We start from the raw sequence: 26,471 nt of genomic DNA, 5'->3' as shown, positions 1-26,471 counted from the left end.
ATGGGCCAGACGGTCGAATGCTTCTACACGCTGTCCTCGCCGTGGATGTACCTCGGCGGGCCACAGCTGACCGAGATCGTGAAGCGCCATGGCGCCACGCTCGTGCTCAAGCCCTATGATTTCCGCCTGGTGATCAAGCACACCGGCGGCATCCCGCTGCGGACGCGCCCCGAGCCGCGGCAGGACTACCACGCGCTGGAGCTCGACCGCTGGTCGCGCTTCCTGAAGATGCCGCTCAAGCTGAAGCCAAAGCACTATCCGCCGACCGACCAGCGCCCGGCGGGCCGCATGGTCATGGCCGCGCAGGCGCGGGGGATGGATGCGATGGCGCTGTCCCACGCGATGCTGCGCGCGCTGTGGGTCGAGGAACGCGACATCGCCGACCCCAAGGTCCGCATCGCGATTGCCGACGAGGAAGGCCTTCCTGGCGACGCCCTGCACCGGGAGGAGGAGAGCCAGTCGATCCTCGCGGAATGGGAGCGCAACGACCAGGAGGCGGTGCAGCGCGGCGTCTTCGGCGCGCCGACCTTCTTCTGCGGCGACATCTGGCTGTGGGGACAGGACCGGCTGTTCTTCCTCGACCAGTACCTCGCGGGCGTGGAGGTGCAGTCCGGCCCGTCCAAGGTGATCGGCAAGACGCGCGCATCATGACCAGGCATGTCGTCGTCATCGGCGCCGGCATCGTCGGCGCCTGCTCGGCCGTGGAGGCGGTCCGGGCGGGGTATCGCGTCACCATCGTCGATCCGGCGGAACCTGGGGGCGAGCAATCGGCCTCCTACGGCAATGGCTGCTGGCTGAGTCCGATGTCGGTCATCCCGCCGGCGGTGCCGGGCCTGTGGAAGAAGGTCCCGAAGTTCCTGATGGACCCGCTGGGGCCGCTGGCGATCCGCTGGTCCTACTTCCCGCGCGTCGCGCCGTGGCTGATCCAGTACCTGCGCGCCGGCTGGACCTGGGAGAGCGTGGCCGCGGCCGCCCGCGCCCTGCGCCCGCTGGTCGTCGACGCCCCGGCGTTGCATCGGGCGCTGGCCGAGGAAGCCGGCGTCGGCCACCTGATCGAGCGCCGCGGCCTGATCTACATCTATCCTTCGCGCGCGGATTTCGAGGCCGAGGCGAAGGCCTGGCAGATCCGCCACGACGTCGGCGTCCGCTGGCTGGAACTCGACGCCGACGAACTGCGCCAGCGCGAACCGGACCTCGACCGCCGCTACACCTTCGGGATCATGGTGGAGGAGGGCGGTCATTGCACCGACCCCGGCGCCTACACCGCGGCGCTCGTCGCCCATGCCGTGGCGCAGGGCGCGACGCTGGCGCGCGCGCGCGCGACGGGCTTCGCCATCGAGGGCGGACAGTTGCGTGCCGTGCGCACCGACCAGGGGGAGATCGCCGCGGACGCCGCGGTGCTCGCCGCCGGCGCCCATGCCAAGCCGCTCGCCGCCGCCGCGGGGGACCGCGTGCCGCTCGAGACGGAGCGCGGCTACCACGCCGAGGTCGCGGACCCCGAGGTCTCCCCGCGCCATGGGCTGATGCCCTCGGATGGGAAGATGTCGGTGATGCGGACCCGGAACGGGCTGCGCTGCGCCGGCCAGGTGGAGATCGCGGGCCTCGAGGCCGCGCCGAACTGGAAGCGGGCCGAGATCCTCCGGGACCACTTGCTGCGCTGCTTCCCGGGCCTGCCGCGGGACCTGCCGACCGACCGGGTCAAGGTCTGGCTGGGGCACCGGCCGTCCATGCCGGACGGGAAGCCCTGCCTCGGGCTGTCCAGCGCATCCCCGGACATCATCCACGCCTTCGGGCATGGGCACACCGGGCTGGTCGCCGGGGCGCGGACGGGCAGGGTGGTCGCCGCCCTGCTGGCCGGACAGGCGCCCGAGATTCCCATCGGGCCCTACGATCCCCGCCGATTCGCCTGACCGGCGGCCAGCGGATTTCTCTCGCATTCAAGGGGCGCTGGTGCCATCCTGACAGTTAGCGGCCCTGCATCCCGCAGGCTCGCGTGTTTTGTGTGGACCTGCAGGAACGTGTCTGAATACGACAACCAGGGTGGCTCCGGCCCGATCGAGGCCGAAGTTAAGTGGTACAATGGCCGGAAAGGCTTTGGCTTTGTTCTCGGCCCCGATGGGAACGATGTCTTCTTTCATGCCTCGGCGCTGACCGAGGCGGGCATCGATACGCCCGACACCGGCGACAAGCTCGTCTGTGAGATCGGCACCGACCGACAGGGCCGGCGCCTCGTCACCCGCATCGTCGAGCTGAAGCGCGGCGAAGGCGGCGGGGCTCGCCCGCCGCGTCGCGATTTCGGCGGCGGCGGTGGCTTCGGTGATCGCCCCCCGCGTCGTGACTTCGGCGACCGTCCCCCGCGCCGGGACTTCGGCGGCGGTGGCGGCGGCTTCGGCGACCGTCCCCCGCGCCGGGACTTCGGCGGCGGCGGCGGCTTCGGCGACCGTCCGCCGCGTCGCGACTTCGGCGGCGGCGGCTTCGGTGGCGGCGGCGGTGGCTTCGGCGACCGCGGCCCGCGTTCCTTCGGCGACCGTCCGCCGCGCCGCGACTTCGGCCGCGACGAGGGTGGGCCGACCTACGACATCAACGGCACGGTCAAGTGGTTCGACCAGGTCCGCGGCTTCGGCTTCGTGACGCCGGACGATGGCGGCCAGGACGTGTTCCTGCACTCCTCCGTCCTGCAGCGCGCCGGCAAGCAGGACGTGCAGCAGGGCGAGAAGGTCTCGCTCGAGGTGCGCGACGGCCAGCGTGGCCGCCAGGCGGTGAACATGAAGGACTGATCTCCCGATCGGTCCGCGAAAGCCCCGCAGCCGCAAGGTCGCGGGGCTTTTTCGTTTCGGGATCCCGGGCGTCGTTAGCGATCCTTTCATGCTTGCGCGCCAGAGTGAGTCGACGGCGGGAAGATCCGGCCGAGCCGAAGGGAAGATCCCGATGAGCCTCAACTCCGTGAACACGAATGTCGGCGCCATGGTGGCGCTGCAGTCGCTCAACCGTACCAATGAGGCGTTGAACGCGACCCAGAAGCGCGTCTCGACGGGCTATCGCGTGTCCGACGCCAAGGATGACGGCGCGGCCTTCGCGGTGGCGCAATCGGTGCGCGCCGACGTCGCGGGCCTGACGGCGGCGAACGAACAGCTCGGCGGCGTGAAGGGCGTGCTCGACACCGCGCTGGCCGGGTTGAACAAGGTCTCCGACACCATGATCAAGGTGCGCGAGACCCTGGTGCGCCTCGCCGACGACACGCTGAACGCCGACCAGCGCACGCAGTACAACTCCCAGTACGAGGCGCTGCGCACGCAGATCCAGAACTTCCTGGCGGACGCGACCTACAACGGGCGCACGCTGATCTCGATCACCCCGCCCGAGGGCGGGGACATCACCACCACCCGCAACGAGGCCGGCACGACCTACACGCTCACGGCCGTGGACGGCGCCGGGACGATGGTGGTGGCGGCCGCCCCGGCCGATGCGGCCGCCGCGCAGGCAGCCATCGCGGCGGGCGGGGACTGGCCGACGATCAACACGGTCATCGCCAACGCGCTGAACCAGTTCGGCTCGGACAGCCGCTATGTCGACAGCCAGATCGCCTACAACCGGGACAAGCTCGATGCGCTCGATTCCGGACTCGGGGCGCTGATCGACGCGGACCTCGCGAAGGAATCGGCGCGACTGCAGGCCTTGCAGATCCGCCAGCAGCTCGGCACCCAGTCCCTGTCCATCGCCAACCAGGCGCCGCAGTCGCTGCTCAGCCTCTTCAAGGGCTGATCAGGCGAAGCGGCGCGGCCGGGTCCCGGCCTGGAGCCACGTCCCGAGCGAGAGGATGTCATGCACCGGCAGGCCGAGCGCGGCCTGCAGCGCTGCCGCATAGGGCGGCATGTTGGTGCATTCCAGCACGATCGCGCCGACTTCCGGATGCGCCGCGACCAGCGCGCGGCCGGCCTCGAGGATGTCCTGCTCGGCCGCGTCGATGTCGAGGTCAGGCTTGTCCTGGCGCACCAGCACGCGGAACAGCTCCCGCCCGGTCTCGATGCCCATCACCGGCGTGTCCGGCGCCATGCCGGCGGCGGCGAAATGCGCCGGTGTCAGCGACGCCTTGCTCGCCGTGACGACGCCCACGCGCTTGCCGGGCGGCAGCAGCGCCTCCACCCAGGGCACCTGCAGCAGGGACGACGTCGCGACCGGCACGCCGACCGCCGCCGCGATTTCCTTCTGGAAGATGCAGAGGAAGCCGCAGGAGGTGGTGATCGCCTCTGCGCCCATGGCGACCAGGTCCTTCGCCGCCGCGATGAAGTCCGGCAGCAGGCCCTTCGCCCCCTGTAGCACCACCCGTTCCGGCGTCGCACCGGCGACCACGCGATACAGCACCGGGAATGGCCAGGTTCCTGCATGGCCGATGTCGCCGGGAATTCGGGGAAAGCGCGTCTCGAGCATGATGATGCCGAGCGGCGCGCCGTAGACGGACTTCCCGCCGCGCGCGATCCGCGCGAGGCTCGGGGCAGGGGAGGATGCGTTCATGGCCGGGCAGGCTAGCATCCCTCGTGGCCTGGCCCAGCCTGTGCCGTTCTGGAAGCAAGGAGACCGGGAACCATGTTGCGTCGTTCGCTGATGGCCGCCGCCATCGCTGCCACCACCGCCCTGCCGGCGATCGCGCAGGATGCCTGGCCATCACGCCCCATCACCCTGATGGGCGGATTCCCGAACGGGGCGGGCACCGACATCTATGCCCGGCGCCTCGCCGAACCGCTGTCGCGCGTCCTCGGCCAGCCTGTCGTGGTGGACAACCGAACCGGTGCGGGCGGCAACATCGGATCGGACTACGTCGCGAAGCAGCGTCCGGACGGCTACACCTTCTATTTCGGCACGGCAGGGACGCATGCGATCAACGCGGCGCTCTACCGCTCGCTGCCCTTCGACGTGATCCGCGACTTCACGCCTGTCGTGCTGCTGGGCGACGTGCCGAACGTGCTCATCGTCAGCCCGGAGAAGCGGCCGAACCTGCGGACCTGCCAGGACGTGCTCGCCGCGGCGCGCGCGCGGCCGCAGGCGGTGTCCTACGGGTCGACCGGCAACGGCGCCTCGACGCACCTGGCCGGGGCGCAGTTCGCTGCGGCGGCGAACCTCGACGTGCTGCACGTGCCCTATCGCGGGCAGCCGGGGGCGATGGCCTCGCTGCTGGCCGGCGATACCGACCTGTTCTTCAACCAGTCCGGCGCGGCGATGGGCCCGATCCGCCAGGGGCAGGTGCGGCCGATCTTCGTTCTGACGCGTGAGCGTCTGGCCGCGCTGCCGGACGTGCCGACGGTCGCCGAGGCCTGCGGCCTGCCGCCGATGGACACTTCCACCTGGTACGGCATCCTCGGCCCGGCGGGCCTGCCGGAGCCGATCGTGCGGCGGATGAACCAGGAGGTGAACCGGATCATCTCCACACCTGAATTCCGCGAGTGGCTCATCAACAACCAGGCGATCACGCCGCCCGTTGCGCCGAACACGCCCGAGCAGTTCGCCCAGACGCTCCGCGCGGACGTGGCGCGATGGGCGGAGGTGGTGCGCCGCTCCGGCGCGCAGGTCGACTGAGATGCGCCGCCGCGCGGTGATCCTCGGCGCGCTCGCCGCGCCAGGGCTTGCGCGTGCGGCGGAGATCGCGGTCGGCAGTGGTCGCGTGGAGGTGGCGGAAGCCACCGGAGCGACACCCGGGCCCATGCCCGTCTGGTACCATCGCCCGGCGTCCTGGGGCCCGGGCGGCAAGGTCGCCGTCGTGCTGCATGGATTGCGGCGCGACGCGGACCGGTATCGGGACGAATGGCGCGATCTGGCCGACCGTCACGGCGTCCTGCTGCTGGTTCCCGAGTTCGGACAGGACAAGTTCCCCGGCACGCGCTGGTACAATTTCGGCAACCTGCAGGATGGCGCCGGACGGGCGACCCCGTCGGCGGCCTGGTCCTTCCATGCCTTCGATCGCGTGGTGCTGGCGGCGATGGCGATGGCGGGCGCGCAGCGCGACGGCTTCATCCTCTACGGCCATTCGGCCGGCGCGCAGTTCACGCATCGCTACACGCTCCTGACCGGCGCGCCGCGCGTCGAGGCGGTGATGATCGCCAATGCGGGATCCTACACGCTGCCGCGCTTCGATCGGCCCTTCCCGGAAGGGCTTGGCGGGACGGCGGCCGATCCGGCCGTCCTGCGCGCGGTTCTCGCGCGGCCTGTCGTGCTGCACCTGGGCGAGGCCGACACCGACCCCAATCACCCCAGCCTGCCGCGCCAGCCCTGGGCCGTCGCGCAGGGCAGCCATCGCTTCGCGCGCGGTTGGCACTTCTTCGACCAGGCGCGGCGCGCGGCCCTCGAGGCCGGCGCGCCCTTCGCCTGGCGCGTGGTGACGGTGCCGGGCGTCGGCCATTCCAATGCCGGGATGGCCGAGGCCGCGGCGCCGATCCTGTTCGGCTGAGCGTCCCGCGTCAGGCGTTGCCGCCGAGGTAGTCCATCGCCGCCTGGACGCCGCCCGCCTTGTGCGGCACGCCGGCCGCGCGCAGCCCCATCTCGACGCCGCCCAGCGTGCCGATCAGCTGCAGGTCGCCGAAATCGCCGAGATGCCCGATGCGGAACACCCGGTCGTTCAGCTGCCCGAGGCCGTTGCCGAGGGACATGTTGAACTTCTCGAGGATCGTCGCGCGCAGGCCGTTGGCGCTCTGGCCCTCCGGCAGCCGCACCGCGGTCAGCGAGGAGGAGTAGTGCCGCGGCTCCTCGCACTGGATCTCGAAGCCCCAGTGGCGCACGGCGCGGCGGGTGGCCTCGGCATGGCGGTCATGGCGGGCGAAGACGTTGTCGAGGCCTTCCTCCATCAGCATGTCGACAGCGGCGTCGAGGCCGTAGAGCAGGTTCGTCGCCGGCGTGTAGGGGAAGTAGCCGGTGGCGTTCGCCGCGAGCATCGGCTTCCAGTCCCAGAAGGACCGCGGCAGCTTCGCCGTCTCCGACGCCTTCAGCGCCTTGGCGCTGATCGCATTGAAGGACAGGCCGGGCGGCAGCATCAGCCCCTTCTGGGACCCCGCCACCGTCACGTCCACGCCCCATTCGTCATGCCGGTAGTCGATGCTGCCGAGCGAGGAGATGGTGTCGACCAGCAGCAGCGCCGGGTGGCCGGCGGCGTCGATCGCCTTGCGGACCTCATCGATGCGGGAGGTGCAGCCGGTCGAGGTCTCGTTGTGCACGACGCAGACGGCCTTGATGGCGTGGGCCTTGTCCTCGCGCAGGCGCTGCTCGATCTGCGCGACGTCGGCGCCGCGCCGCCAGTCGGTCTTCACGAAATCCGTCACGATGCCGAGCCGGCCGGCCATCTCGTGCCACAGATGCGCGAACCAGCCCGTCTCGCACATCAGCACGCGGTCGCCGGGCGACAGCGTGTTGGTCAGCGCCGCTTCCCAGGCGCCGGTGCCGGAGGCCGGGTAGATCACCACCGGGCCCTCGGTCTTGAAGACGTGGCGGACCTTCTCCAGCAGGGCCTTGCCCATCTTGCCGAAGTCGGGGCCGCGATGGTCCATGGTCGGGTTGTCCATGGCGCGCAGCACGCGGTCGGGCACGTTGGTCGGGCCCGGGATCTGCAGGAAATGGCGGCCGGCGACGGGCTTGGACTGGAAATAGGCCATGGAGCGGCTCCTCTCTTCAGGGCGCTTCATGCCGGGAACAGGGCGGCGGCGCCAATGAGTTCGGCTTGTCGCTGCGATGAACACTATGGATCGGACAAGCGCGGGCTTCGCGGCTAGGGTCCGGCCGGGTTGACGGGAGGACGCAGGCTTGCCCCAGGCGATCATGTTGCGCGACTTCGGCGGGCCGGAAGTGCTGCGCCTGGAATCTGTCGAGGTGCCTGCGCCCGGGCCCGGCGAACTGCGCATTCGCCAGACGGCCGTCGGCGTGAATTTCCACGATTGCTACGTTCGCTCGGGGCTGTATCGGACACTCCCGCTGCCGGGCGCGCCGGGCATCGAGGCCGCAGGCATCGTCGAGGCGGTCGGCCCCGACGTGACGGGCTTCGCGCCCGGCGATCGCATCGGCTACGTGACCGGCGCCTACGGCGCCTATGCGTCCCACCGCGTGCTGCCGGCGGCGATCGCGCTGCGTCTGCCGGACGGAATGGACGACCGGCTCGCCGCGAGCGTGCTGCTCAAGGGCCTGACGGCGGAGATGCTGCTGCGCCAGGTGCATCGCGTCGAGGCCGGGCAGACCATCCTGGTCCACGCGGCGGCTGGCGGGGTCGGGCGCATCCTGTGCCAATGGGCGGCGCATCTCGGCGCGACGGTGATCGGCACCGCCGGGTCGGCGGCGAAGGCGGAGGTCGCGCGGGCGTCCGGCTGCGCGCATGTGGTCCTCTACCGCGAGCAGGATTTCGTCGCCGAGGTGAAGCGCATCACGGGCGGGCGCGGCGTCGACGCCGCTTATGATTCCGTCGGGCGCGACACTTTCGACGGGTCGCTGGAATGTCTCGCGATGCGCGGGCACCTGGTGAATTTCGGCCAGGCCTCCGGCCCCGTGCCGCCCTTCCAGGTGCAGCGTCTGGCGGCGAAGTCGAACAGCCTGACGCGGCCGATCCTGTTCCACTACATCGCCGAGCGCGCCGCGCTCGAACGCATGGCGGCCGCGCTGTTCGCCGTGCTCGGCAGCGGTGCCGTGCGCGCCGAGCCGGGCGCGACGCTGCCCCTGGCCGAGGCGCCGCGCGCCCACCACCTTCTCGAATCCCGGCAGGCCGAGGCGCCCCTCGTCCTGCTGCCGCAGGAATAAGTCCGGATGAACGTCACCACCCGCCCGACCATCGGCGACAGCCGCCTGGCCGACCGCCTGCGCCGCGAGACGCGCGGCGAAGTCCTGTTCAGCGCCTCCGACCGCGGCCGCTACGCCACCGATGCGAGCATCTACCAGATCGAGCCCTACGGCGTTTTGGTCCCCCGCTCGATCGAGGACGTGCAGGCCGCGATGGCGATCTGCCGGGAGGACGGCATCCCCGTCCTGCCGCGCGGCGGCGGCACCTCCCAATGCGGGCAGACGGTCAACCGCGCGCTGGTGCTGGACTGCACCAAGTACCTGCGCAACGTCGTCAGCGTGGATGCGGACGCACGCACGGCGCGCGTGCAGCCGGGCATCACGCTCGGCGCGCTGAACGATGTGCTGAAGAAGCACAACCTGTTCTTTCCCGTGGATCCCTCCACCTGGCAGCGCTGCACCATCGGCGGCATGGCGGGGAACAATTCCTGCGGGTCGAAGTCCATCCGCTACGGGCTGATGGCGGACAACGTGTCGGGGATCGACGCGCTGCTCGCGGACGGGTCGCGCTTCGCCTTCGGCGAGTTGCCGGACAACCTCGGCGGCGACATCCCGGCGCCGGCGGCCGAACTGATCCAGCGCCTGCGGGCACTTGGCGCACGCGAGGCGGAGGAGATCGCCGCCCGCTTCCCGCACCAGCTGCGTCGCGTGGGCGGCTACAACATCGAGAGCCTGACACCGGCGGCGCGCGCCGAAGGGCGCGGCAACCTCGCGCGGCTGCTGGTGGGCTCGGAGGGGACGCTGGCCTTCTCGGCGGCGCTCGACCTGAAACTGTGGCCGATCAAGCCGCGCAAGATGCTGGGCATCTGCCAGTTCCCGACCTTCCGCGCGGCCATGGCGGCGTCCCAGCACCTGGTCACGCTGGATCCGGAGGCGGTGGAACTGGTGGACCGCACGATGATCGACCTCGGCCGGTCGATCCCGATCTACCGCGCGACCATCGACAGGATGGTGAAGGGCGAACCGGACAGCCTGCTGATCGTGGAATTCCACGGCCATGACGACGCGCCGCTGCTGCAGGCGCTGGACCGGCTCGAGGAGATGATGGCCGACCTCGGCTATCCGGACGCCGTGGTGCGCGCCACCGATCCCGGTTTCCAGGCTGCGATCGCTGAGGTCCGTGAGGCCGGCCTCAACATCATGATGTCCATGAAGGGCGACGGTAAGCCGGTCTCCTTCATCGAGGATTGTGCGGTCGCGCTGCCGGACCTCGCCGACTACACGGAACGGCTCAACGACGTCTTCGCGAAGCACGGCACCAAGGGCACCTGGTATGCCCATGCTTCCGTCGGCTGCCTGCATGTCCGCCCCGTCCTGAACATGAAGGACGGCGAGGACGTGAAGAAGATGCGGACCATCGCCGAGGAATGCTTCGCGCTCGTGCGCGAATACAAGGGCAGCCATTCCGGCGAGCACGGCGACGGCATCGTGCGTTCCGAGTTCAACGAGCCGATGTTCGGGTCGCGCATCGCCCGCGCCTTCGAGGAAGTGAAGGACGCCTTCGACCCCCATGCGCTGCTGAATCCTGGTCGCGTCGTCCGGCCGCCGAAGATGGATGACCGCACGCTGTTCCGCTACGCGCCGGGCTACGCGGCCGATCCGGCGGTCACGCCGGTGCTCGACTGGTCGGAGTATCCCGGCCCGCTCGGCGGCCTGCTGGGCGCAGTCGAGATGTGCAACAACAACGGCACCTGCCGGAAGTTCGACGCCAACGTCATGTGCCCTTCCTACCGCGTCACGCGGGACGAGCAGCATCTGACCCGTGGACGAGCGAACACGCTGCGTCTTGCGCTGACCCGGCAATTGGGAGCGGGGGCGCTGGCCTCCGACGAGGTCGCGCAGGCGGTTTCGCTCTGCGTCTCCTGCAAGGGCTGCAAGCGCGAATGCCCCACCGGCGTCGACATGGCGCGGATGAAGATCGAGGTTCTGTCCGCGCGCGCCAAGGCACATGGCATCGGCTGGCGGGAGCGCATCGTCGCGACCATGCCGCGCTGGGCGCGCTGGGCCTCGCTGTTCCCGCCGCTGGCCAATGCGCGCGACACCATCCCGGGTCTGGCAGCGATGTCCGAATGGCTGCTCGGCCTTGCTGCCGAACGCAGCCTGCCGCGCTTCCGCTGGAACGCGTTCCATGACCACGAGCTGCGCGCGCCGGATGGAAGGGCAGGGGAGGTCATCCTCTTCCCCGATGTCTTCAACCGCTACTTCGAGCCCGAGAACCTGCGCGCCGCCATCGCCGTGCTGCGCGCCGCCGGCTACGACCCCGCTGTCGCGCGGCCTGCGCGCGGCACGCGCCCGCTGGATGAGGGACGCACGCTGCTCGCCGCCGGCCTGGTGGAGCAGGCACGCGCCGAGGCCCTCCGCACGCTCGAAGCCCTTTCGCCCTTCGCCTCGCCGGTCATCGGCATCGAGCCCTCCTCGCTCACCACGCTCCGCGACGAATTCCTCGCCGTGCTGCCGGGCGAAGCCGCCCGGGCGCTTGCCGCCCGCGCGTACCTGCTGTCGGAGTTCCTCGACCGCGAGAAGGCAGAACTGCCGCTGAAGCCCATCGCAACCGAAGCCCATATCCATGGCCATTGCCACCAGAAGGCCTTCGGCGCCTTCCCGCCGGCGGTCGCGCTGCTCAAGCGCATTCCGGGCCTGAAGGTCACGCCGATCACATCGTCCTGCTGCGGCATGGCGGGTGCCTTCGGGTATCAGGCGGAGACGCTAGGCACCTCCAAGGCCATGGCCGAGCTGTCGCTGCTGCCCGCGGTCCGGGCGGCATCGCGGGACGCGATCATCGTCGCCGACGGTACATCCTGCCGTCACCAGATCGCCGACCTCTCGGGGCGCGAGGCCCTGCATTCCGTCCGTGTGCTGGAAAGGGCACTCGCATGATCGGGCCAGAGAAGCTGCTGGGATTCTGGTTCTCGGAGGGGCCCGACACCTTCCGCGAGGCCTGGTTCAAGCGCGACGACGCCTTCGATGCCGAGATCCGCGAGCGCTTCGCGTCGCTGGTCGACGCCGCGCGCGACAACGGCCTGAACGCGTGGCGCGCGACGCCGGAGGGCGCGCTCGGCCTGGCCATCCTGCTCGACCAGTTCCCGCGCAACCTGTTCCGCGGCAGCGCCGAGGCCTTCGCTGCCGATCCGATGATGCGGGACATTGCGCGGGACGCCGTGCTGGCGCGAGGTTTCGACGTCGCGCTGACGCCGACGCAGCGGATCTTCCTCTATCTGCCCTTCGAGCATTCCGAGGCGATGGCCGACCAGGATCTCTCGGTCGCGCTGTTCGAGGGCCTGCGCGACGACCCACGCCACGCCGCACCGGGCGGCACGATCGACTATGCCTGGCGCCACCGCGCCGTGATCCGGCGCTTCGGCCGCTTCCCCCACCGCAACGCCGCGCTGGGCCGCGCGAGCACGCCCGAGGAAGCCGCCTGGCTTGCCGCCGGGGGCGGCTTCTGATCGAGGTTCCCTGAAGCACTGCAGAGCGGCGGTGCCGCGCATGGCGGAGAAGCTTCGGCAGCGAGAACGACGGGCGGCGCGCTGCCGGACCCTTCGTCCGCCTGGCCCGAGGAACTCCTGATGCCCGCTCCCATCCCCTTCCGCGACTTCGCCGCACTCTGCGCCGGCATCTACAACCGGGGCTGCACCACGGCGGCCGGCTTCGCGCGTTTCGGCGACCTCGACCTTCGCCTGTCCGGCTTCCAGGCCGCCGTCTTCCGGCGCGCCAACGGCAGCGGCCTCGACTGGGTGGTCGCGATCGCGGGCACGCAGGCGACCGACGGCGACGTCGCCGACATCGTCGCCGACGCAGGTTTCGGCGGCGCGCTGACCGGCATGGTCAACGGCGCGCTTGGCCTCCTGGGCAGCGGACTGCTCGGGCACCAATGCGCCTGCGCCGAGGACATGGTCCGCAACGCCAACCAGGTGATGGGGCGCGGCCACCGGCTCTTCATCACCGGCCATTCGCTGGGGGGAGGCATCGCGCAGATCGTCTCCGCGCGGACCGGCGTGCCGGCGGTGGGCATCTCGGCCCCGGCGGTCACCGCGGTGTCCGGCGTCGAAGGCGAATGGCAGCGTACGCGGTCGCGCATCACCTGCCTGCGCGTGCGCAACGATCCGATCAACCACACCGGCAATGTCGGCAACTGGCTCGGCCGCGTCGTGCGCCTCGAAAGCCCGCGCACGGGCATGGATGCGCATTCGATCGACTCGACCCTGGCGGAGCTGCTGCCATCGGGCAGCTTCAGCACGATCGGGCAGGCGGATCCCTTCGCGGCCTGATCGCACGGCGGACCTGACTGAGGTCCGAGGCGCATCCAGGACCTGTGGTGCGGAGGCCACATCGAGCGCCTCAGGCGGCGCGATCAGCCTCCGCGTCGTGCATCTTTGTTGCGATGCACAAAAAAGTTCCCTATTTGTCTCGCCAACACCTCCGGTGACGGAGGCATCGGGAAGGACAGACCCCGGACGCATGGCCCTTACGGAGGGTACCTATGTCGCGTCCGCTGTCCCGTCGTCATCTCCTCCTCGCCACCGGCCTCGCCGCTCCGGCCCTCATCGCCGCCCGCCCCGCGCGCGCCGCGGCCGAGGAGGTGGACGTCGAGCTGGTCCTCGCCGTGGATGTCTCCCGCTCGGTCGACACCGAGGAGATGGAGATGCAGATGCAGGGCTATGCCGCCGCCTTCCGCGACCCGCGCCTGGCCGAGGGCATCGCCGGCGGGCCGCTCGGGGCCATCGCCGTCACGCTCTTCGTCTGGTCGGACTGGAACATCCAGAATGTGCTGGTGCCCTGGACGAAGCTCGACGGCCCTGCCGCCTGCGAGCGCTTCGCCGCCGCGGTCGACGGCGCCTCGCGCGAGACCTACCTCTACACCTCGATCTCCGGAGCCATCGACTTCGCCTCCCGCCAGTTCGGCCAGCGCTACAGCGGGCTGCGCCGCGTGGTCGACATCTCCGGCGACGGGGTGAACAACTCCGGCCGGCCGCTGGCCCAGGCACGCGCCGATGCGCTGGAACAGGGGATCGTATTGAACGGCCTCGCCGTGCTCGACCGCACGCCGCAGCCTTCGGCGCTGCTCGCCGGCATCCCGCCGGTGGACGAGTACTACCGCGACGAGGTGATCGGCGGCCCCGGGGCCTTCCTCATGGTCGCCGAGGGCTACGAGACCTTCGCCGGCGCCGTCCGCCGCAAGATCATCCGCGAGATCGCGGCCCTGCCGACGCCCGGCCCGCTGGTCGAACGCGAGACCGCCTGACGCCGCCCGGGACTTGCGCCCCGGCGCGTCGGCGCCATACCGGCGGGCATGACCAGATCCGTCGCCATCATCGGTGCGGGGCTCGCGGGCCTCGCCGCCGCACGGAACCTCGCCGCGCGCGGCATCGCCGTGCGGCTGTTCGACAAGGGGAGGGCGCCCGGCGGGCGCCTTGCCACCCGCCGCGCCGACCATGCCGGCCGCCGACTGCAGTTCGACCATGGGGCGCAGTATCTGCGCGCCGCCGGGGCGGATTTCGCCGCCGCCCTGGCCGAGGCCGGCGCCGCGCCCTGGCCGGATGCGGACCGGCGCGTCGGCGTGCCGGGCATGTCGGCGCTGCCGCGCGCGCTGCTCGGTGGGCTCGACCTGCGCGCCTCGCGCCACGTCGGCACCGTCGTGGGGGAACCCGGTGCCTGGCGCCTACGGCACTGGGACGCGAAGGAGGCGAAGCCCGGCGCCCCGCTGCCGGCCACGCCGCCCGAGGAGGACGGCCCCTTCGACGCCGTCCTTTTCACCATCCCCGCGCCCCAGGCGGCGGAGCTGCTGCCCGGCTTCGCGGCGGCGCTCGGCGGCGTGCGCTACGCCCCCTGCTGGACCGTGATGGCGGGCTTCGACGCGGCCCTGCCGCTGCCCGACACGCTGCGCCCCGAGGCACACGCGATCGGATGGGCCGCCCGCGATTCCTCCAAGCCCGGCCGCGACGGCGCCGCCGAATGCTGGGTGATCCAGGCCGCGCCGGCCTGGACCCGCGCCCATCTCGAGCGACGCGCCGACGACATCGTCGCCCCTCTGCTCGCCGAGTTCGCCTGCGTTGCGAAGGCGCCGCTGCGGCCGCCGGCCTGGGCGGCGGCGCATCGCTGGCGCTACTCGCTGCTCGAGGCCCCGCTCGGCGCCCCCTTCCTGTGGGATCCCGCGCAGCGGATCGGCCTCGCCGGCGACTGGTGCCTGGCCGGCCGCGCCGAGGCCGCCTGGGACAGCGGCAGCGCCCTTGCGCAGGCGGTCGCGTGACGCCGCCCGCCTCGCCCGGGGACGCGCTCGCCGACGCGCTGGCACGCCTCGCCGCCGGGGTGACGGACCGGCGCAGCCCCTTCCACACCCCGACGCTGGCGACGCGCGATGCCGAGGGCGGGCCGAACCTGCGCACCGTGATCCTGCGGGCCTTCGACCCGAAGGCACGGACGCTGCACATCCACACCGACCGGCGCAGCGCAAAGGCGGCGGAACTCGCCGCCGATCCGCGCGCCATGCTGCACGCCTACGACGCCGTGGCGCAGGTGCAGGTGCGGCTGCGCGGCCTCGCCCGGCTGCATGGCGACGACGCTCTGGCGGATGCCGCCTGGGCCGGCAGCCGCGACTCCTCGCGCATGTGCTACGCCGCAGCCGAGGCCCCGGGCGAGACGGTGGCGGCGCCGCCCCCGGCGCCGCGCGATCCCGATGCGGGGCGAGGGAACTTCGTGGCCATCGTGCTGACCATCCAGAGCCTCGACTGGCTGCTGCTCGACCATGACGGCCACCGCCGCGTCCATGCCGAATGGGACGCGGCGGGCCGACCCACCGCCCGCTGGATCGCGCCATGAGCGAACCCGTCATCCGCGCCGAGATCCTCGCCCAGGCGGAAGCCCTCGGCGCGGAGAAGAGCCTCTGCCCCTCCGAGGTCGCGCGCGCGCTGAAGCCCGAGGAATGGCGTTCCCTGATGACCCGCGTGCGGCGGGAGGCGATCGTGCTGGCACGGGAGGGACGCATCGAGATCCTCCGCAAGGGCAAGCCCGTCGACCCCGAGGCCGAGATCCGCGGCGTCATCCGGCTGAGGATCCGTCCATGATCGGCCTGCTGTTCTCGCGTGGCGCCAACGGCATTCCGCCGCAGGGCCCGGTCGATTTCGCGACGCTGGCGCTGCCGCCATCGCCCAACACCTGCCTGCTGACGCCGACCACGGCGCCGGGTGCGGGCCACCTGCACCGCGATCCCTTCCCGGTGACGGTGGACGAGCTGCTCGCCGCCATCCGCGCGACGGCTGCCGCGCAGCCGCGCACCTATCCGCTCGTCGACTTTCCCGAACGGCACCAGGCGCAATGGGTCGCGCGCACGCGGCTGATGAACTACCCCGACATCATCGTCGCCGAGGCCGCGCCGGCCGGGCAGGGGACCGGCCTCTGGCTCTATTCCCGCAGCCTCATCGGCTGGTCGGATCTCGGGGTGAACCGCGCCCGGGTGATGGCCTGGCTCACGGAGATCGAGGCGCGGCTCCGCCGCCGCTGAAGGAGAGCGCATGCGCCGCATCGGACCCTTCCTGCGCGATGCCTGGCATCTCGCGCGCCCCTACTGGTCGAGCGAGGATCGCTGGAAGGCGCGCGGGCTGCTGGCCGTTGTCGTCGCGTTGAACCTCTCCCTGGTGGGCATGACGGTGCTGCTCACCTACTGGCAGCGCGCCTTCTACAACGCGCTCGAGGCCAAGGACTGGGACGCCTTCATCGCGCTGCTGTTCACCTGGCACACCACGGAGGCCGAGGGCTTCCTGCCCTCCTTCGCCATCGTCGCGGCGCTCTACATCCTCATCGCGGTCTATCAGCTCTATCTGCGCCAGGCGCTGCAGATCCGCTGGCGCCGCTGGCTCACCGAGATCTACCTGACGCAGTGGCTCGACGGCCGCGCCTATTACCGCATGGCGCTGACCGACCCGGTCACCGACAACCCCGACCAGCGCATCGCCGAGGATGCGCGCCTGTTTGTCGACGACACGCTCTCGCTCGGGCTCGGGCTGATGAACTCGGTCGTGACGCTGTTCTCCTTCATCCTGGTGCTGTGGTCGCTCTCGGGGCCGCTGAACGTGCTTGGTGTCGAGATCCCGGGCTACATGGTCTGGGTGGCGCTGATCTATGCGGTGGTCGGCACCTGGCTCGCGCATCTGATCGGCCGGCCGCTGGTCGCGCTGAACTTCACCCAGCAGAAGGTCGAGGCCGATTTCCGCTATGCCCTGGTGCGCTTCCGCGAGAACGCCGAGGGCATCGCGCTCTATGGCGGCGAGGCGGATGAGAAGCGCGGCCTGACCCAGCGCTTCCGCGCGCTGATGGAGAACTGGTGGGCGATCATGACCGCCACCAAGCGGCTGACCTTCTTCACCGCCGGCTACACGCAGGTCGCCATCATCTTCCCGATCGTCGTCGCGGCACCTGCCTATTTCGCCGGGCGCATCCAGCTCGGCGGGCTGATCCAGACCTCCTCCGCCTTCGGCCAGGTGCAGGGCGCGCTGTCCTGGTTCGTCGACAACTATGCGCGACTGACGGAATGGCGCGCGACGGTGGAGCGCCTCACCGGCTTCACCCGCGGCGTGACGGCCGCCGCCGCGGCGCATACCGGCCCGGTGGCGGCGAAGGGCGCCGATGCGGGGCTTGGCATCGCCGATGTCACGCTGGCGTTGCCCGATGGGCGAGTGCTGCTGGACCAGGCTTCGGCGCGGATCGAACCGGGTGAGGCGGTGCTGCTCACCGGTCCCTCGGGATCCGGCAAGTCGACGCTGTTCCGCGCCATCGCCGGCATCTGGCCCTTCGGCGGCGGGCGGGTGGACCTGCCCGCGACGGGCCGCGCGCTGTTCCTGCCGCAGCGGCCCTACATCCCGCTCGGCAGCCTCAAGCGCGCCGTCTGCTATCCGGAGGATGAGGCGGCCTTCACCGACGAAGCCGTCACCGAGGCTCTGGAAGCCGCCGAACTCGCCCATCTCGTCCCGCGCCTGCATGAGGCGGAGTCCTGGGACAAGCGCCTGTCGGGCGGCGAGCAGCAGCGCATCGCGCTCGCCCGCGCGCTGCTGCTGAAGCCCGACTGGCTGTTCCTCGACGAGGCGACGGCGAGCCTCGACCCGGGTGCCGAGGAACGGCTCTACACGCGGCTCAAGGAGAGGCTGCCGGGCAGCACGATCCTCTCGATCGCCCACCGCCCGGCGGTCGCCGCCTTCCACGACCGCACGCTGCGGCTCGAGGAAAAGCGGCTGGTCGCGTAGGCGTCAGGCCAGGACGCGCTTCAGCCAGGCCCCGGCCTCCGCGATGGCGCGGTCGGAGGCCTTCACATGGCCCATGGCGCGCAGGAAGCCGTGCAGCACGCCGGGGAAGGTGGTGGCTTCCACCGCCACCCCGGCCTCGCGCAGGCGCTTCTCCATGGCGTGGTTCTCGCTCGCCAGCACGTCGAGCTCGGCGACGTGCAGCAGGCAGGGCGGCAGGCCGCGCAGGTCGGCGCGCAGCGGGGCGGCGAGGGGGTTCAGCCGGTCGGCCTCGCGCGGGGCGTAGCAGCGCCAGTAGAAGTCCATCTTCTCCCGCGTCAGCGTGTGGCCGGTCGCGAATTCCCCGTAGGAGGCGGTGTCGAGGCGGGAATCGAAGACGCCGTAGTTCAGCAGCAGCCCGCGCAGCTGCAGGTCCGGGTCCGTCTCCCGCAGCAGCAGCGCGGTGGCGAGGGCGAGGTTGCCGCCGGCCGAATCCCCGCCGATGACGATGCGCGACGGGTCGAGGCCCCATTCCGCCCCCTTCTTCGCCACCCAGCGCACCACCGCGGCGCATTCCTCGAGCGCCTGGGGGAAGGGGGCTTCGGGGCTCAGCGCGTAATCCGGCCCGACCACCGCGCAGCCCGACGCGCCGGCGTAGCCGCGCATGATGTGGTCATGGGTGTCGATGCTGCCCCAGACCCAGCCGCCGCCATGGATGTAGACCATCACGGGCAGCGCCGTGTTCGTCGTCGGCCGATGGACGCGCGAGACCAGCCGCCGCCCGCGGATCGGCAGCCAGCGGTCGCCGCTCTCGGCCATCTTCGGCCCACCGGCCGCCGCGAGCGTCAGGCCCGGCCCATCATTCGACACCCGCGCCCCGTCCAGGGGCAGGTCCAGCACCACCGGCGGGAAGGCGCGGCCGCGCTCCTCCATCATGGCGGTGAAGGCGCGCATCTCGGGGTCCCAGCGGTCCTGGCTCATTCATCCACTCCTGCGGTGTGGATGCAGTTCAGGCGCCCAGGGCCCGGCCGGCAAGGGGGCTGGCGCGGACGGCCCGGTCCTGCAACGCTTTCCTCGGTTGCGATGGGGAGGCGCAGGCGCCATGTTGCATCGCACAATGCCTGACTTCATCTCCGGGATGTACCGAAGCGGCGGCTACCGCGACCGGTCGCTGCTTCACCCCGAAAGCGTGGTCCTTCTGGCTGCCGAGACGAGCGCCGAGGCGCCGCTCATGGCGCGGAACCTGGCAGCCGGCGGCTTCCGGGGCCGGCTGCTCGCGGTTGGTGCGTCACGCGACGGCTTCGAGACCGTCCCGACCATCGAGGACCTGCCGGTCGCGCCGGATCTTGCCGTGCTGTGCCTGCCGCCGGATGCGCTCGAGGACGCGATGAGGCGCCTGGCGACGCGCGGCTGCTTCGCGGCGGTCGTGCCCGGTCCGGCGCCGGACCTCGCCGGCGCGGCCGCCCGGACGGGAATGCGGGCGATCGGGCAGGGGTCCTTCGGCGTGGCGGTGCCCGCCATCGGCCTGAACGCGACGCTGAGCCATGTCGTTCCGGCCAAGGGGCGGCTCGGGCTGGTCACGCAGTCCTCGGCCATCGCGCGCGCCGTGCTCGACTGGGCGGCGGCGGAATCCGTCGGCTTCAGTCACATCGTCGGCATCGGCGGTAACCAGGACCTCGGCTTCGCTCGGGTGCTCGACTGGCTGGCGCGGGATCCGGGGACGGGCGCGATCCTTCTGGATCTGCGGCGCATCAAGAACCGGCGGATGTTCGTCTCCGCCGCGCGGGCGGCGGCGCGGATGCGCCCGGTCGTCGCGATCCGGGCCGGCGGACGGCTGCAGGATGCCTCGGGCCTCGCGGACGAAGTCATGGAAGCCGCGTTGCGGCGCGCCGGCGTGCTGCGGGTGGCGGGTTTCGAGGACCTTCTGTCCGCGGCCGAGACCCTGGCGCGGGTGCGCCTGTCGGCCCGCGCCTCGGGCCCGGGCGACCGCATCGCCATCGTGACCAACGGCATCGGCTTCGGGGCGCTCGGCGCGGATGCGGTGCTGACGGGCGGGGCGCGCCTCGCGGAGATCGGGGAAACCGGCCTGGCCGCCATCTCCCTCGGCCTGCCGGAGGGCTGGAGCGGGCGCAACCCGCTTGCGCTCGGCCCCACCGCCGGCGCGCGGCTGGGCGAAGCCGCCGCCATGCTCGCCGCGCTGCCCGAGGTCGACGCCGTCGTTGCCCTCCATGCTCCCGCGGCCGAGGAAGACCCGGAGGTCGTCCGCGAATCCCTTACCGCCGCGGTGAAGGCGAGCCGCGGCGCGCCGATCCTGGTCGGCTGGGCCGGCCAGGCCAGCGCCGGGGCGCAGCGCGCGCGGCTCGCCGCCGCCGGAGTCGCCGCCTTCCCGACGCCCGAGGCGGCGGTCCGCGGTGCGCTCCACCTCGCCCAAGACCGGCGCAACCGGGCGATGGCGGCGGAACTGCCCTCGCGCGACGTGCTCGACCTCGCGCCCGACCGCGGCTTCGTCGCGGCGCTCTTCGCGCGTGTCCGGGCGGCGGGGCGGTGCGACCTGACGGAGGAGGAGGCGCTTTCCGTCCTCGCCGCCTACGGCATCCCGACCGTGCCGGGCCGTGCCGTGACAGGCGCCGAGGAAGCCGCCGACGCCGCCGTGATGCTGGGCTTCCCGGTGGTGCTGAAGATCCTGAGTCCGGATCTGCCGCGGAAGACGGAGGTGGGTGGCGTCGCGATCGGTCTCGCTTCCCACGCCGCGGTGCTGGCGGCTGCGACGGCGATGCGCGAACGGGTCGCCGCCGCGCGGCCGGAGGCGCGCATCACCGGCTTCCTGGTGCAGCGCAAGGCCGGCGCCGGGCAGGAACTGCGCCTGCGCCTCGGCGACGACGCCATGTTCGGGCCCTGGATCGCCTTCGGGCGCGGCGGCACGGCGGCCGATATCGACCCGGACGAGGGCTTCGACCTGCCGCCGCTGAACCTGGCGCTGGCCCATTCCCTGATCCGGCGGACCCGGACCGCGCGGCTGCTGGACGGCTGGCGCGATCATCCACCGGCCAACGTGCCGGCCGTCGCGGATGCCCTGGTCCGCCTGTCGCAGATCGCCGTCGATTTTCCCGAGATCGATAACTGCAATATCAATCCGTTACGAGCCGATGCTGAGGGCGTTCTTGCGCTCGACGCCATGATCTCGCTCCGTCCGCCGGGCGAGAAGGCGATGCTCGCCATCCCGCCCTATCCGGCCGAGTTCGCACGGACCTGGCGCAGCCGTGGTGGTCGGGAGGTCCTGGTTCGCCCCATACGGCCGGAGGATGCCGCCGCGCATGCCGAGTTCTTCGCCAGGCTGACGCCCGAAGACATCCGCTACCGCTTCTTTTCGGCCCTGGCCGAGCTCAGCCCGACCCAGATCGCGCGCATGACGCAGATCGACTACGACCGCGAGATCGCCTTCGTCGCGGTCGAGCGGGTGGATGGCGGTCCGGACCGTACCGTCGGCGTCTCCCGCCTGATCCGCGAGGGCGGCGGGGTGGAAGCCGAATTCGCCGTCATCGTCGACCCGTCCTGGAAGGGGCAGGGACTGGCGCGCCATCTGATGGAGCGGCTGTTCGAATGGGGCCGGGCCGTCGGGGTGGGCGAGGTGGTCGGCTCCGTGCTGGCCGACAACAAGCCGATGCTCGCCTTCGTCCGCGCCCTCGGCTTTCGGGTGCGCGCCAGCGCCGAGGACCCCGAGGTGATGGACGCGCGGTTGCCGCTGTAGCCGCCGCGCGACGCCCTCAGGCGGCGGCGGCCGGAGCCTCGGCCATCAGGGCGCGCAGCCGGACCGCGGCCTCGGCGCCCTTCAACGCATCGCGCCAGGTGTTCTCCGCGACGCGCTGATGCGTACCGATCGCCTCGTCGGCCGAGGTGATGAAGGCGACGCCCGTGGTGGCGCCCGGATGCGTGTCGGCCGGGAAGGCGCTGCCGACCACATGGGCGCGTTCGCGGCCGCGCATGACCATGAAGGGGCCGGAGGGGTCGGGGCCCGAGATCAGGCCGATCTGCAGGCCGATCGGCACGCTTTCCATCTGCTCGGCGATGCTCTCGGCCTCGGCGCGCGCGGCAAGACGGCAGCGCGTGCGGGCGCGATCCGAGACGGTCAGGCCCGGGGCGACGCCGTCGGACAGCATGCGCCGCAGGCCGGCCTCCGAGAGGATGGCGATGACATTGGGTTTGCGGGATTGGTGCAGGCGCTTCCGGGCGGTCAGCAGGCCCAGCATCTGCTCGACCTGCGTCCGGGCCAGGAGGCGGTCGGGCGACGCGTCCGCGGCCTCGGTCCAGGCTTCGGCGATGGCGCCGTCGAAGGCATCCGTGCTGACCGGATAGCACAGGGCGCCACCCACCTGCAGCACCTGGTCGGACTGTTCCTCGACCTGCCGGAGGCGTTCCTGGAAAGCGGCGGGGCGGGCGAAATACTCCACGCCGATGCCGAGCAATGAGAGGGGGGAGATCTTCAACAGCTCCGCCAGGCGGCGGATGGTGTCGAGCTTGATGACCTCGCCCTTCTCATATCGGTAGAGGGCCGCCCGCGAAACGCCGAGACGCGCAGCGATTTCCTCCGCACGCAGGCCCGATTCGAGCCGGTAGGCCCGCAGCTGCTGGCCGATTTCCGCGAAACGCATGGGAGGCTCCCGAAGTCTAGGACGGTATCAGGATAGGCCCAGCCGTTAAGATTTTCGAGACGCTATTCTGCTAACAGCGGCGCCGGTGCGGAAATCCGCACCGGTTCCAGCAGGTGACACAGCTCCGTGAGGCGCGGTCAGGCGTCTTCCGCGACCTTGTGCGCGGCGAGGGTCTCAAGCGCCTTCACCAGCCCCGAATGATCCAGCTCCGCCCCACCCGCCGCCGCGACGGCGGCGAACAGCTGCTGGGTGGAGGCGGTGTTGGGCAGCGCCACGCCGAGGTCCCGGCCGGCCTGGAGCGCCAGGTTCAGGTCCTTCTGATGCAGGCGGATGCGGAAGCCGGGGTTGAAGGTCCGCTTGATCATCCGCTCGCCATGCAGTTCCAGGATGCGGGAGGTCGCGAGCCCGCCCATCAGCGCCTGGCGCACCTTGGCCGGATCGGCGCCGGCCTTGGAGGCGAAGGTCAGTGCCTCGGCCACCGCCTCGATCGTCAGGGCGACGATGATCTGGTTGGCCACCTTGCAGGTCTGGCCGGCGCCGACGGGCCCGACGAGGGTGATGTTCTTGCCCATCGCCTCGAACAGCAACTTCGCCTTGGCGAAGGCGGCTTCGGAGCCGCCGACCATGATGGTCAGCGTCGCCTGCTTGGCGCCGACTTCCCCGCCCGACACCGGCCCGTCGAGGTAGTCGCAGCCCTTGGCGGCGATCCTCTCGGCGAAGGCCTTGGTCGCGGTCGGGCTGATCGAGGACATGTCGATCACGAGCGTGCCGGGCTTCAGCCCCTCGGCCACGCCGCCGGCGCCGAACAGCACGGCCTCCACGTCCGGGGTGTCGGGGACCATGAGGATGACGGCTTCCGCGGCCGCCGCGGCCGCCTTCGCGTCCGGCGCGACGCTGAAGTTCGCCCGGTCCTCGGCCGTCAGGCTGCGCCGCTCGACGACGGTGATGTCGTGGCCGGCGGTCTTGAGGTGACCGGCCATGGGCCGGCCCATGATGCCGAGGCCGATGAAGGCGATCTTCATGCGTTTCGCTCCGTCGAGGACGAGGCCGCGCGCCGTCCCGGCGGGTCGGATGCGGCCTCAGGACGGCGACACATAGCCGACGGTTCGGGGGACGAACATGCCGCCCCGCGGTGCTTCCGATTCGCTGTGTTCGAGGAAAAGAATTAGCTGGATGTCAATGATTTTTCGGGTAGAATAATTGGCAACGTGGTCCAAAAAATGAGCTGCGCTGCCATGTCCCCCCGATTTCTGAGCAGGTGCTGGCATATCTGTCCGGTGCTGCTGGCCGCTCTGCTTTTCGCGCCTGCCGCCCGGGCGCAGGATAGCTTCGTCCGCGTCGCCGACCCGGACACCGGCCGACCGGTCCTGTCGATCCTGGGGACCGGCATCGGCATGGCCTATGCCAGCCTGTCGCTCGAGATGCGCTGCCCGGCCAGCCAGGCATGGACCGTCGTCGTCAACGGCGTGCGGGCGCCGCTCGGCACCACGGTCATGCTGGGTTTCGGCGACCCTGGCGGCGGCTGGACGCCGATCCATGCGGCGCCGACCCGCTATGAGGACCGCAGCCTGAGCGTGAACCTCGATCGCAACGCCTTCCGCGCGGCCCTGATGCAGGCCCGTGCCGACTACCCCGAGGCCCGGGATGCCGAGGTCCGCATCGTCATCGGCGATGCCGTGGGCCTCGCGGTGAACCGGGACGCGCTGGTCCGCGAAATGACCGACTTCGCACGCGAATGCGATCCGCCGGCCGCCACGCCCGTCGCAGCACGCCGCGGTGCCACGTCGGTCCGCCGGATCGACTACGCCCGGTAGGGCTGGAACCAGCCAAGGCCGGCCGTCGTCTCCCCGGCCGGGCGGTATTCGCAGCCGATCCAGCCACGGAAGCCGAGTTCGTCCACCTTCCGGAACACGAAGGGCCAGTTCACCTCGCCCGTGCCCGGTTCGTTGCGGCCCGGATTGTCGGCCATCTGCATGTGCGCGATCAGCGGCAGGTGCTTCTCGACCCGCTTCACGATGTCACCCTCGGTGATCTGGCAGTGGTAGAGGTCGAACTGCATGCCGACCTTGTCCGGCCCGATCGCGTTGATGATCGCCGCCGCCTGGTCGGTGGTGTTGAGGAAGAAGCCCGGGATGTCGCGGTGGTTGATTGGCTCGATCACCGGCTTCACGCCCGCCTTGCCGCATTCCTCCGCCGCCCAGGCGAGGTTCGCGCCATAGACCGCGGTGAGCGTGTCATGCGGCACGCCCTGGGGCTTGAGCCCTGCCATGACATGCAGGCGGGGACAGGCGAGGGCCGCGCAGTAGTCGAGCGCCTTGAGGATCGCATCGCGGAATTCCTGCTGGCGGCCGGGCAGGGCGGCCATGCCGCGCTCCCCCTTGGCCCAGTCGCCGGGCGGGGCGTTGAACAGGACCTGCTGCAGGCCGTTGTCCCGGAGCCGGGTGGCGATCTCGGCCGCCGGGAACTCGTAGGGGAAGAGGAACTCCACCGCCTTGAATCCCGCCCCGGCCGCCTGGGCGAAGCGGTCGAGGAACGGCGCCTCGTTGAACATCATCGACAGGTTCGCAGCGAAGCGCGGCATGGTGGCGATCCCCTTGGTCAGCGGGGCGGGAGGCTAGCGGCGCGAGGCCTGCCGGGCCAGTGCCCGCCTCGCGTATCCGGCGACGATCGGGCAGGATGGGTGTCATGACCATGCAAACGCCGCGTGCGGCCCGTCTCGCTGGAATGGCTGCGATCGCGGCGCTGGCGGTGGCCTGCCTGCTGGTCCTCAAGCCCTTCATCTCCGCGCTGATCTGGGCGGCGATCCTCGCCTTCTCGACCTGGCCCATCTACGCCTTCCTGCGCGACCAGGCGCGCATCCGGCCCTCCTGGGCGGCGACGCTGATGGTGCTGGCGATGTTCCTCCTGGTCGGGTTGCCCATCGCCATCGCCGCGCCGACCCGGCGCGAGGATGTCGAGGCGTTGAGCCGGCAGATCGAGAACCTCCTGGTCGACGGCCTGCCGGGCGTCGGCATCTGGCTGTCGTCGCTGCCGGTGATCGGCGCCTGGATCCACGGCTGGATCGGCGAAATGGCCTTCGACCTGTCCGGGGTGGCCGGGCTGCTGCGCCCCTTCGCCGGGACGATCACCCAGCAGGCGGTGTCGATCCTGCTCGCGGTGCTGTCCGGCCTGGCCGAACTGTTGCTCGCGATCTTCCTGGCCTTCTTCTTCTATCGGGACGGGCCCGCCATGGCCGGCCGCGCCGAGGCGCTGATGGAACGGCTGGGCGGGCCGACTGGGACGCGCATGCTCGGGCTCGCGGCCGATGTGACGCGGGGCGTCGTCTGGGGGCTGGTCGGCACCGCCGTGGCCCAGGGCGTCCTGACGGCGATCGGGCTGTGGATCGCCGGGGTGCCGCAGCCGGTGCTGCTCGCCGTGGTCACCGGCGTCATCTCCATCCTGCCGGTGGGCGCGCCGCTGGTCTGGATCCCCGCCAGCCTCTGGCTGCTCACGCAGGGGCATACCGGCTCCGGCATCTTCATGGCGCTCTACGGGGCGCTGGTGATCTCCTCGGTCGACAACTTCATCCGTCCCTGGGCGATCGCCCGCGGGGCCAACCTGCCGCTCCTGCTCACCCTCCTCGGTGCGCTCGGCGGGGTCTTCGCCTTCGGCTTCCTCGGGCTCTTCCTCGGCCCCGTGGTGCTGGCGGTGGGGTACACGCTCATGCTGGAATTCGCCGGCGCGGCGGAGGAGGAGCCTCAAACCCCTTCCCCGCCCGCGGCCGGGGCCGTATAGCCCCCGGCCTCCGGGGGTTGCCGGGCCGGGCTGGCCG

General features: G+C 71.3%; 25 protein-coding genes. 19 read left to right on the top strand and 6 right to left on the bottom strand.

Features of this window, described 5'->3' with window-relative positions; all coding sequences use genetic code 11:
- From GWK16_RS22365 to GWK16_RS22350, 4 genes are all read left to right on the top strand, one after another.
- A complete protein-coding gene (locus tag GWK16_RS22365) occupies positions 1 to 651 on the top strand; it encodes a 2-hydroxychromene-2-carboxylate isomerase (RefSeq protein WP_170056202.1) in 651 nt (216 codons plus the stop codon).
- A complete protein-coding gene (locus GWK16_RS22360) occupies positions 648 to 1,910 on the top strand; it encodes an NAD(P)/FAD-dependent oxidoreductase (RefSeq protein WP_170056201.1) in 1,263 nt (420 codons plus the stop codon). Before GWK16_RS22365 ends, GWK16_RS22360 begins: the two co-directional genes overlap by 4 nt.
- 108 nt (positions 1,911 to 2,018) lie before the next feature.
- Positions 2,019 to 2,777 (top strand): cold shock domain-containing protein, encoded by a 759-nt coding sequence (locus tag GWK16_RS25405; protein ID WP_170056200.1) that lies wholly within the window; start codon positions 2,019 to 2,021, stop codon positions 2,775 to 2,777.
- A gap of 151 nt (positions 2,778 to 2,928) precedes the next feature.
- Positions 2,929 to 3,762 (top strand): flagellin, encoded by an 834-nt coding sequence (locus GWK16_RS22350; RefSeq protein WP_170056199.1) that lies wholly within the window; start codon positions 2,929 to 2,931, stop codon positions 3,760 to 3,762.
- Here the strand turns inward: GWK16_RS22350 and GWK16_RS22345 are convergent, their stop codons facing one another.
- A complete protein-coding gene (locus GWK16_RS22345; RefSeq protein WP_170056198.1) occupies positions 3,763 to 4,512 on the bottom strand; it encodes an aspartate/glutamate racemase family protein in 750 nt (249 codons plus the stop codon).
- Positions 4,513 to 4,584: 72 nt separating this feature from the next.
- Here GWK16_RS22345 and GWK16_RS22340 point away from each other — a divergent pair, with 72 nt between their 5' ends.
- Together GWK16_RS22340 and GWK16_RS22335 are read left to right on the top strand one after the other, a co-directional pair.
- Entirely contained in the window at positions 4,585 to 5,571 is a 987-nt protein-coding gene (locus tag GWK16_RS22340) for a Bug family tripartite tricarboxylate transporter substrate binding protein (RefSeq protein WP_170056197.1), read from the top strand.
- 1 nt (position 5,572) lies between these two features.
- On the top strand, positions 5,573 to 6,439 hold the full coding sequence (locus GWK16_RS22335; protein WP_170056196.1) for an alpha/beta hydrolase: 867 nt from the start codon (positions 5,573 to 5,575) through the stop codon (positions 6,437 to 6,439).
- A 10-nt stretch (positions 6,440 to 6,449) separates the two neighbouring features.
- On the opposite strand, the gene GWK16_RS22330 is transcribed toward GWK16_RS22335, so the two are convergent.
- Positions 6,450 to 7,634, bottom strand: coding sequence for a pyridoxal-phosphate-dependent aminotransferase family protein (locus tag GWK16_RS22330; RefSeq protein ID WP_170056195.1), 1,185 nt, complete (start codon positions 7,632 to 7,634; stop codon positions 6,450 to 6,452).
- A gap of 148 nt (positions 7,635 to 7,782) precedes the next feature.
- Here GWK16_RS22330 and GWK16_RS22325 point away from each other — a divergent pair, with 148 nt between their 5' ends.
- The 10 genes from GWK16_RS22325 (at position 7,783) to GWK16_RS22280 (ending at position 18,035) form a co-directional block, all read left to right on the top strand.
- The gene (locus tag GWK16_RS22325) at positions 7,783 to 8,763 is read left to right on the top strand and encodes a quinone oxidoreductase family protein (protein ID WP_170056194.1); all 981 of its coding nucleotides are present in this window, start codon (positions 7,783 to 7,785) and stop codon (positions 8,761 to 8,763) included.
- 6 nt (positions 8,764 to 8,769) lie between these two features.
- Positions 8,770 to 11,679 carry an FAD-binding and (Fe-S)-binding domain-containing protein gene (locus tag GWK16_RS22320; protein WP_170056193.1) on the top strand — a complete coding sequence of 970 codons (2,910 nt, stop codon included), beginning with the start codon at positions 8,770 to 8,772 and terminating at the stop codon, positions 11,677 to 11,679.
- Entirely contained in the window at positions 11,676 to 12,248 is a 573-nt protein-coding gene (locus GWK16_RS22315; protein ID WP_170056192.1) for a DUF924 family protein, read from the top strand. The genes GWK16_RS22320 and GWK16_RS22315 overlap by 4 nt, the downstream gene beginning before the upstream one ends.
- Before the next feature lie 120 nt (positions 12,249 to 12,368).
- Entirely contained in the window at positions 12,369 to 13,070 is a 702-nt protein-coding gene (locus GWK16_RS22310) for a hypothetical protein (RefSeq protein WP_170056191.1), read from the top strand.
- A 212-nt stretch (positions 13,071 to 13,282) separates the two neighbouring features.
- Positions 13,283 to 14,044 (top strand): DUF1194 domain-containing protein, encoded by a 762-nt coding sequence (locus GWK16_RS22305; protein ID WP_248291563.1) that lies wholly within the window; start codon positions 13,283 to 13,285, stop codon positions 14,042 to 14,044.
- 48 nt (positions 14,045 to 14,092) lie between these two features.
- On the top strand, positions 14,093 to 15,049 hold the full coding sequence (locus GWK16_RS22300) for an NAD(P)/FAD-dependent oxidoreductase (protein ID WP_170056190.1): 957 nt from the start codon (positions 14,093 to 14,095) through the stop codon (positions 15,047 to 15,049).
- Positions 15,046 to 15,618 carry a pyridoxamine 5'-phosphate oxidase family protein gene (locus tag GWK16_RS22295; protein ID WP_170056189.1) on the top strand — a complete coding sequence of 191 codons (573 nt, stop codon included), beginning with the start codon at positions 15,046 to 15,048 and terminating at the stop codon, positions 15,616 to 15,618. Before GWK16_RS22300 ends, GWK16_RS22295 begins: the two co-directional genes overlap by 4 nt.
- The gene (locus GWK16_RS22290) at positions 15,615 to 15,863 is read left to right on the top strand and encodes a DUF3253 domain-containing protein (protein ID WP_170056188.1); all 249 of its coding nucleotides are present in this window, start codon (positions 15,615 to 15,617) and stop codon (positions 15,861 to 15,863) included. Before GWK16_RS22295 ends, GWK16_RS22290 begins: the two co-directional genes overlap by 4 nt.
- The gene (locus GWK16_RS22285) at positions 15,860 to 16,300 is read left to right on the top strand and encodes a DUF1499 domain-containing protein (protein ID WP_170056187.1); all 441 of its coding nucleotides are present in this window, start codon (positions 15,860 to 15,862) and stop codon (positions 16,298 to 16,300) included. The genes GWK16_RS22290 and GWK16_RS22285 overlap by 4 nt, the downstream gene beginning before the upstream one ends.
- 10 nt (positions 16,301 to 16,310) lie before the next feature.
- Positions 16,311 to 18,035, top strand: a complete 1,725-nt coding sequence (locus GWK16_RS22280) for an ABC transporter ATP-binding protein/permease (RefSeq protein ID WP_170056186.1) — start codon at positions 16,311 to 16,313, stop codon at positions 18,033 to 18,035.
- A gap of 3 nt (positions 18,036 to 18,038) precedes the next feature.
- Here the strand turns inward: GWK16_RS22280 and GWK16_RS22275 are convergent, their stop codons facing one another.
- Entirely contained in the window at positions 18,039 to 18,992 is a 954-nt protein-coding gene (locus GWK16_RS22275) for an alpha/beta hydrolase (protein ID WP_170056185.1), read from the bottom strand.
- A gap of 136 nt (positions 18,993 to 19,128) precedes the next feature.
- On the opposite strand from GWK16_RS22275, the gene GWK16_RS22270 reads away from it, so the two are divergent.
- Positions 19,129 to 21,759 carry a bifunctional acetate--CoA ligase family protein/GNAT family N-acetyltransferase gene (locus GWK16_RS22270; protein ID WP_248291562.1) on the top strand — a complete coding sequence of 877 codons (2,631 nt, stop codon included), beginning with the start codon at positions 19,129 to 19,131 and terminating at the stop codon, positions 21,757 to 21,759.
- Positions 21,760 to 21,775: 16 nt separating this feature from the next.
- On the opposite strand, the gene GWK16_RS22265 is transcribed toward GWK16_RS22270, so the two are convergent.
- Together GWK16_RS22265 and GWK16_RS22260 are read right to left on the bottom strand one after the other, a co-directional pair.
- Positions 21,776 to 22,660, bottom strand: a complete 885-nt coding sequence (locus GWK16_RS22265; protein ID WP_170056184.1) for a helix-turn-helix domain-containing protein — start codon at positions 22,658 to 22,660, stop codon at positions 21,776 to 21,778.
- A gap of 137 nt (positions 22,661 to 22,797) precedes the next feature.
- Positions 22,798 to 23,682, bottom strand: a complete 885-nt coding sequence (locus GWK16_RS22260; protein ID WP_170056183.1) for a 2-hydroxy-3-oxopropionate reductase — start codon at positions 23,680 to 23,682, stop codon at positions 22,798 to 22,800.
- Positions 23,683 to 23,937: 255 nt separating this feature from the next.
- Between GWK16_RS22260 and GWK16_RS22255 the strand changes: the two genes are divergently transcribed.
- On the top strand, positions 23,938 to 24,474 hold the full coding sequence (locus GWK16_RS22255) for a hypothetical protein (RefSeq protein ID WP_170056182.1): 537 nt from the start codon (positions 23,938 to 23,940) through the stop codon (positions 24,472 to 24,474).
- Here the strand turns inward: GWK16_RS22255 and otnI are convergent.
- Positions 24,462 to 25,241 (bottom strand): 2-oxo-tetronate isomerase, encoded by a 780-nt coding sequence (otnI, locus tag GWK16_RS22250; RefSeq protein WP_170056181.1) that lies wholly within the window; start codon positions 25,239 to 25,241, stop codon positions 24,462 to 24,464. The genes GWK16_RS22255 and otnI overlap by 13 nt on opposite strands.
- A gap of 104 nt (positions 25,242 to 25,345) precedes the next feature.
- Between otnI and GWK16_RS22245 the strand changes: the two genes are divergently transcribed.
- Positions 25,346 to 26,434: an AI-2E family transporter gene (locus GWK16_RS22245; RefSeq protein ID WP_248291561.1), complete on the top strand. Its 1,089-nt coding sequence runs from the start codon at positions 25,346 to 25,348 to the stop codon at positions 26,432 to 26,434.
- The last annotated feature ends 37 nt before the right edge of the window (positions 26,435 to 26,471 follow it).

The sequence above is a fragment of the Neoroseomonas marina genome (assembly GCF_012927745.1).
Taxonomy (GTDB): Bacteria; Pseudomonadota; Alphaproteobacteria; order Acetobacterales; family Acetobacteraceae; genus Neoroseomonas; species Neoroseomonas marina.
This window is presented reverse-complemented; position numbering and strand designations above follow the sequence as displayed.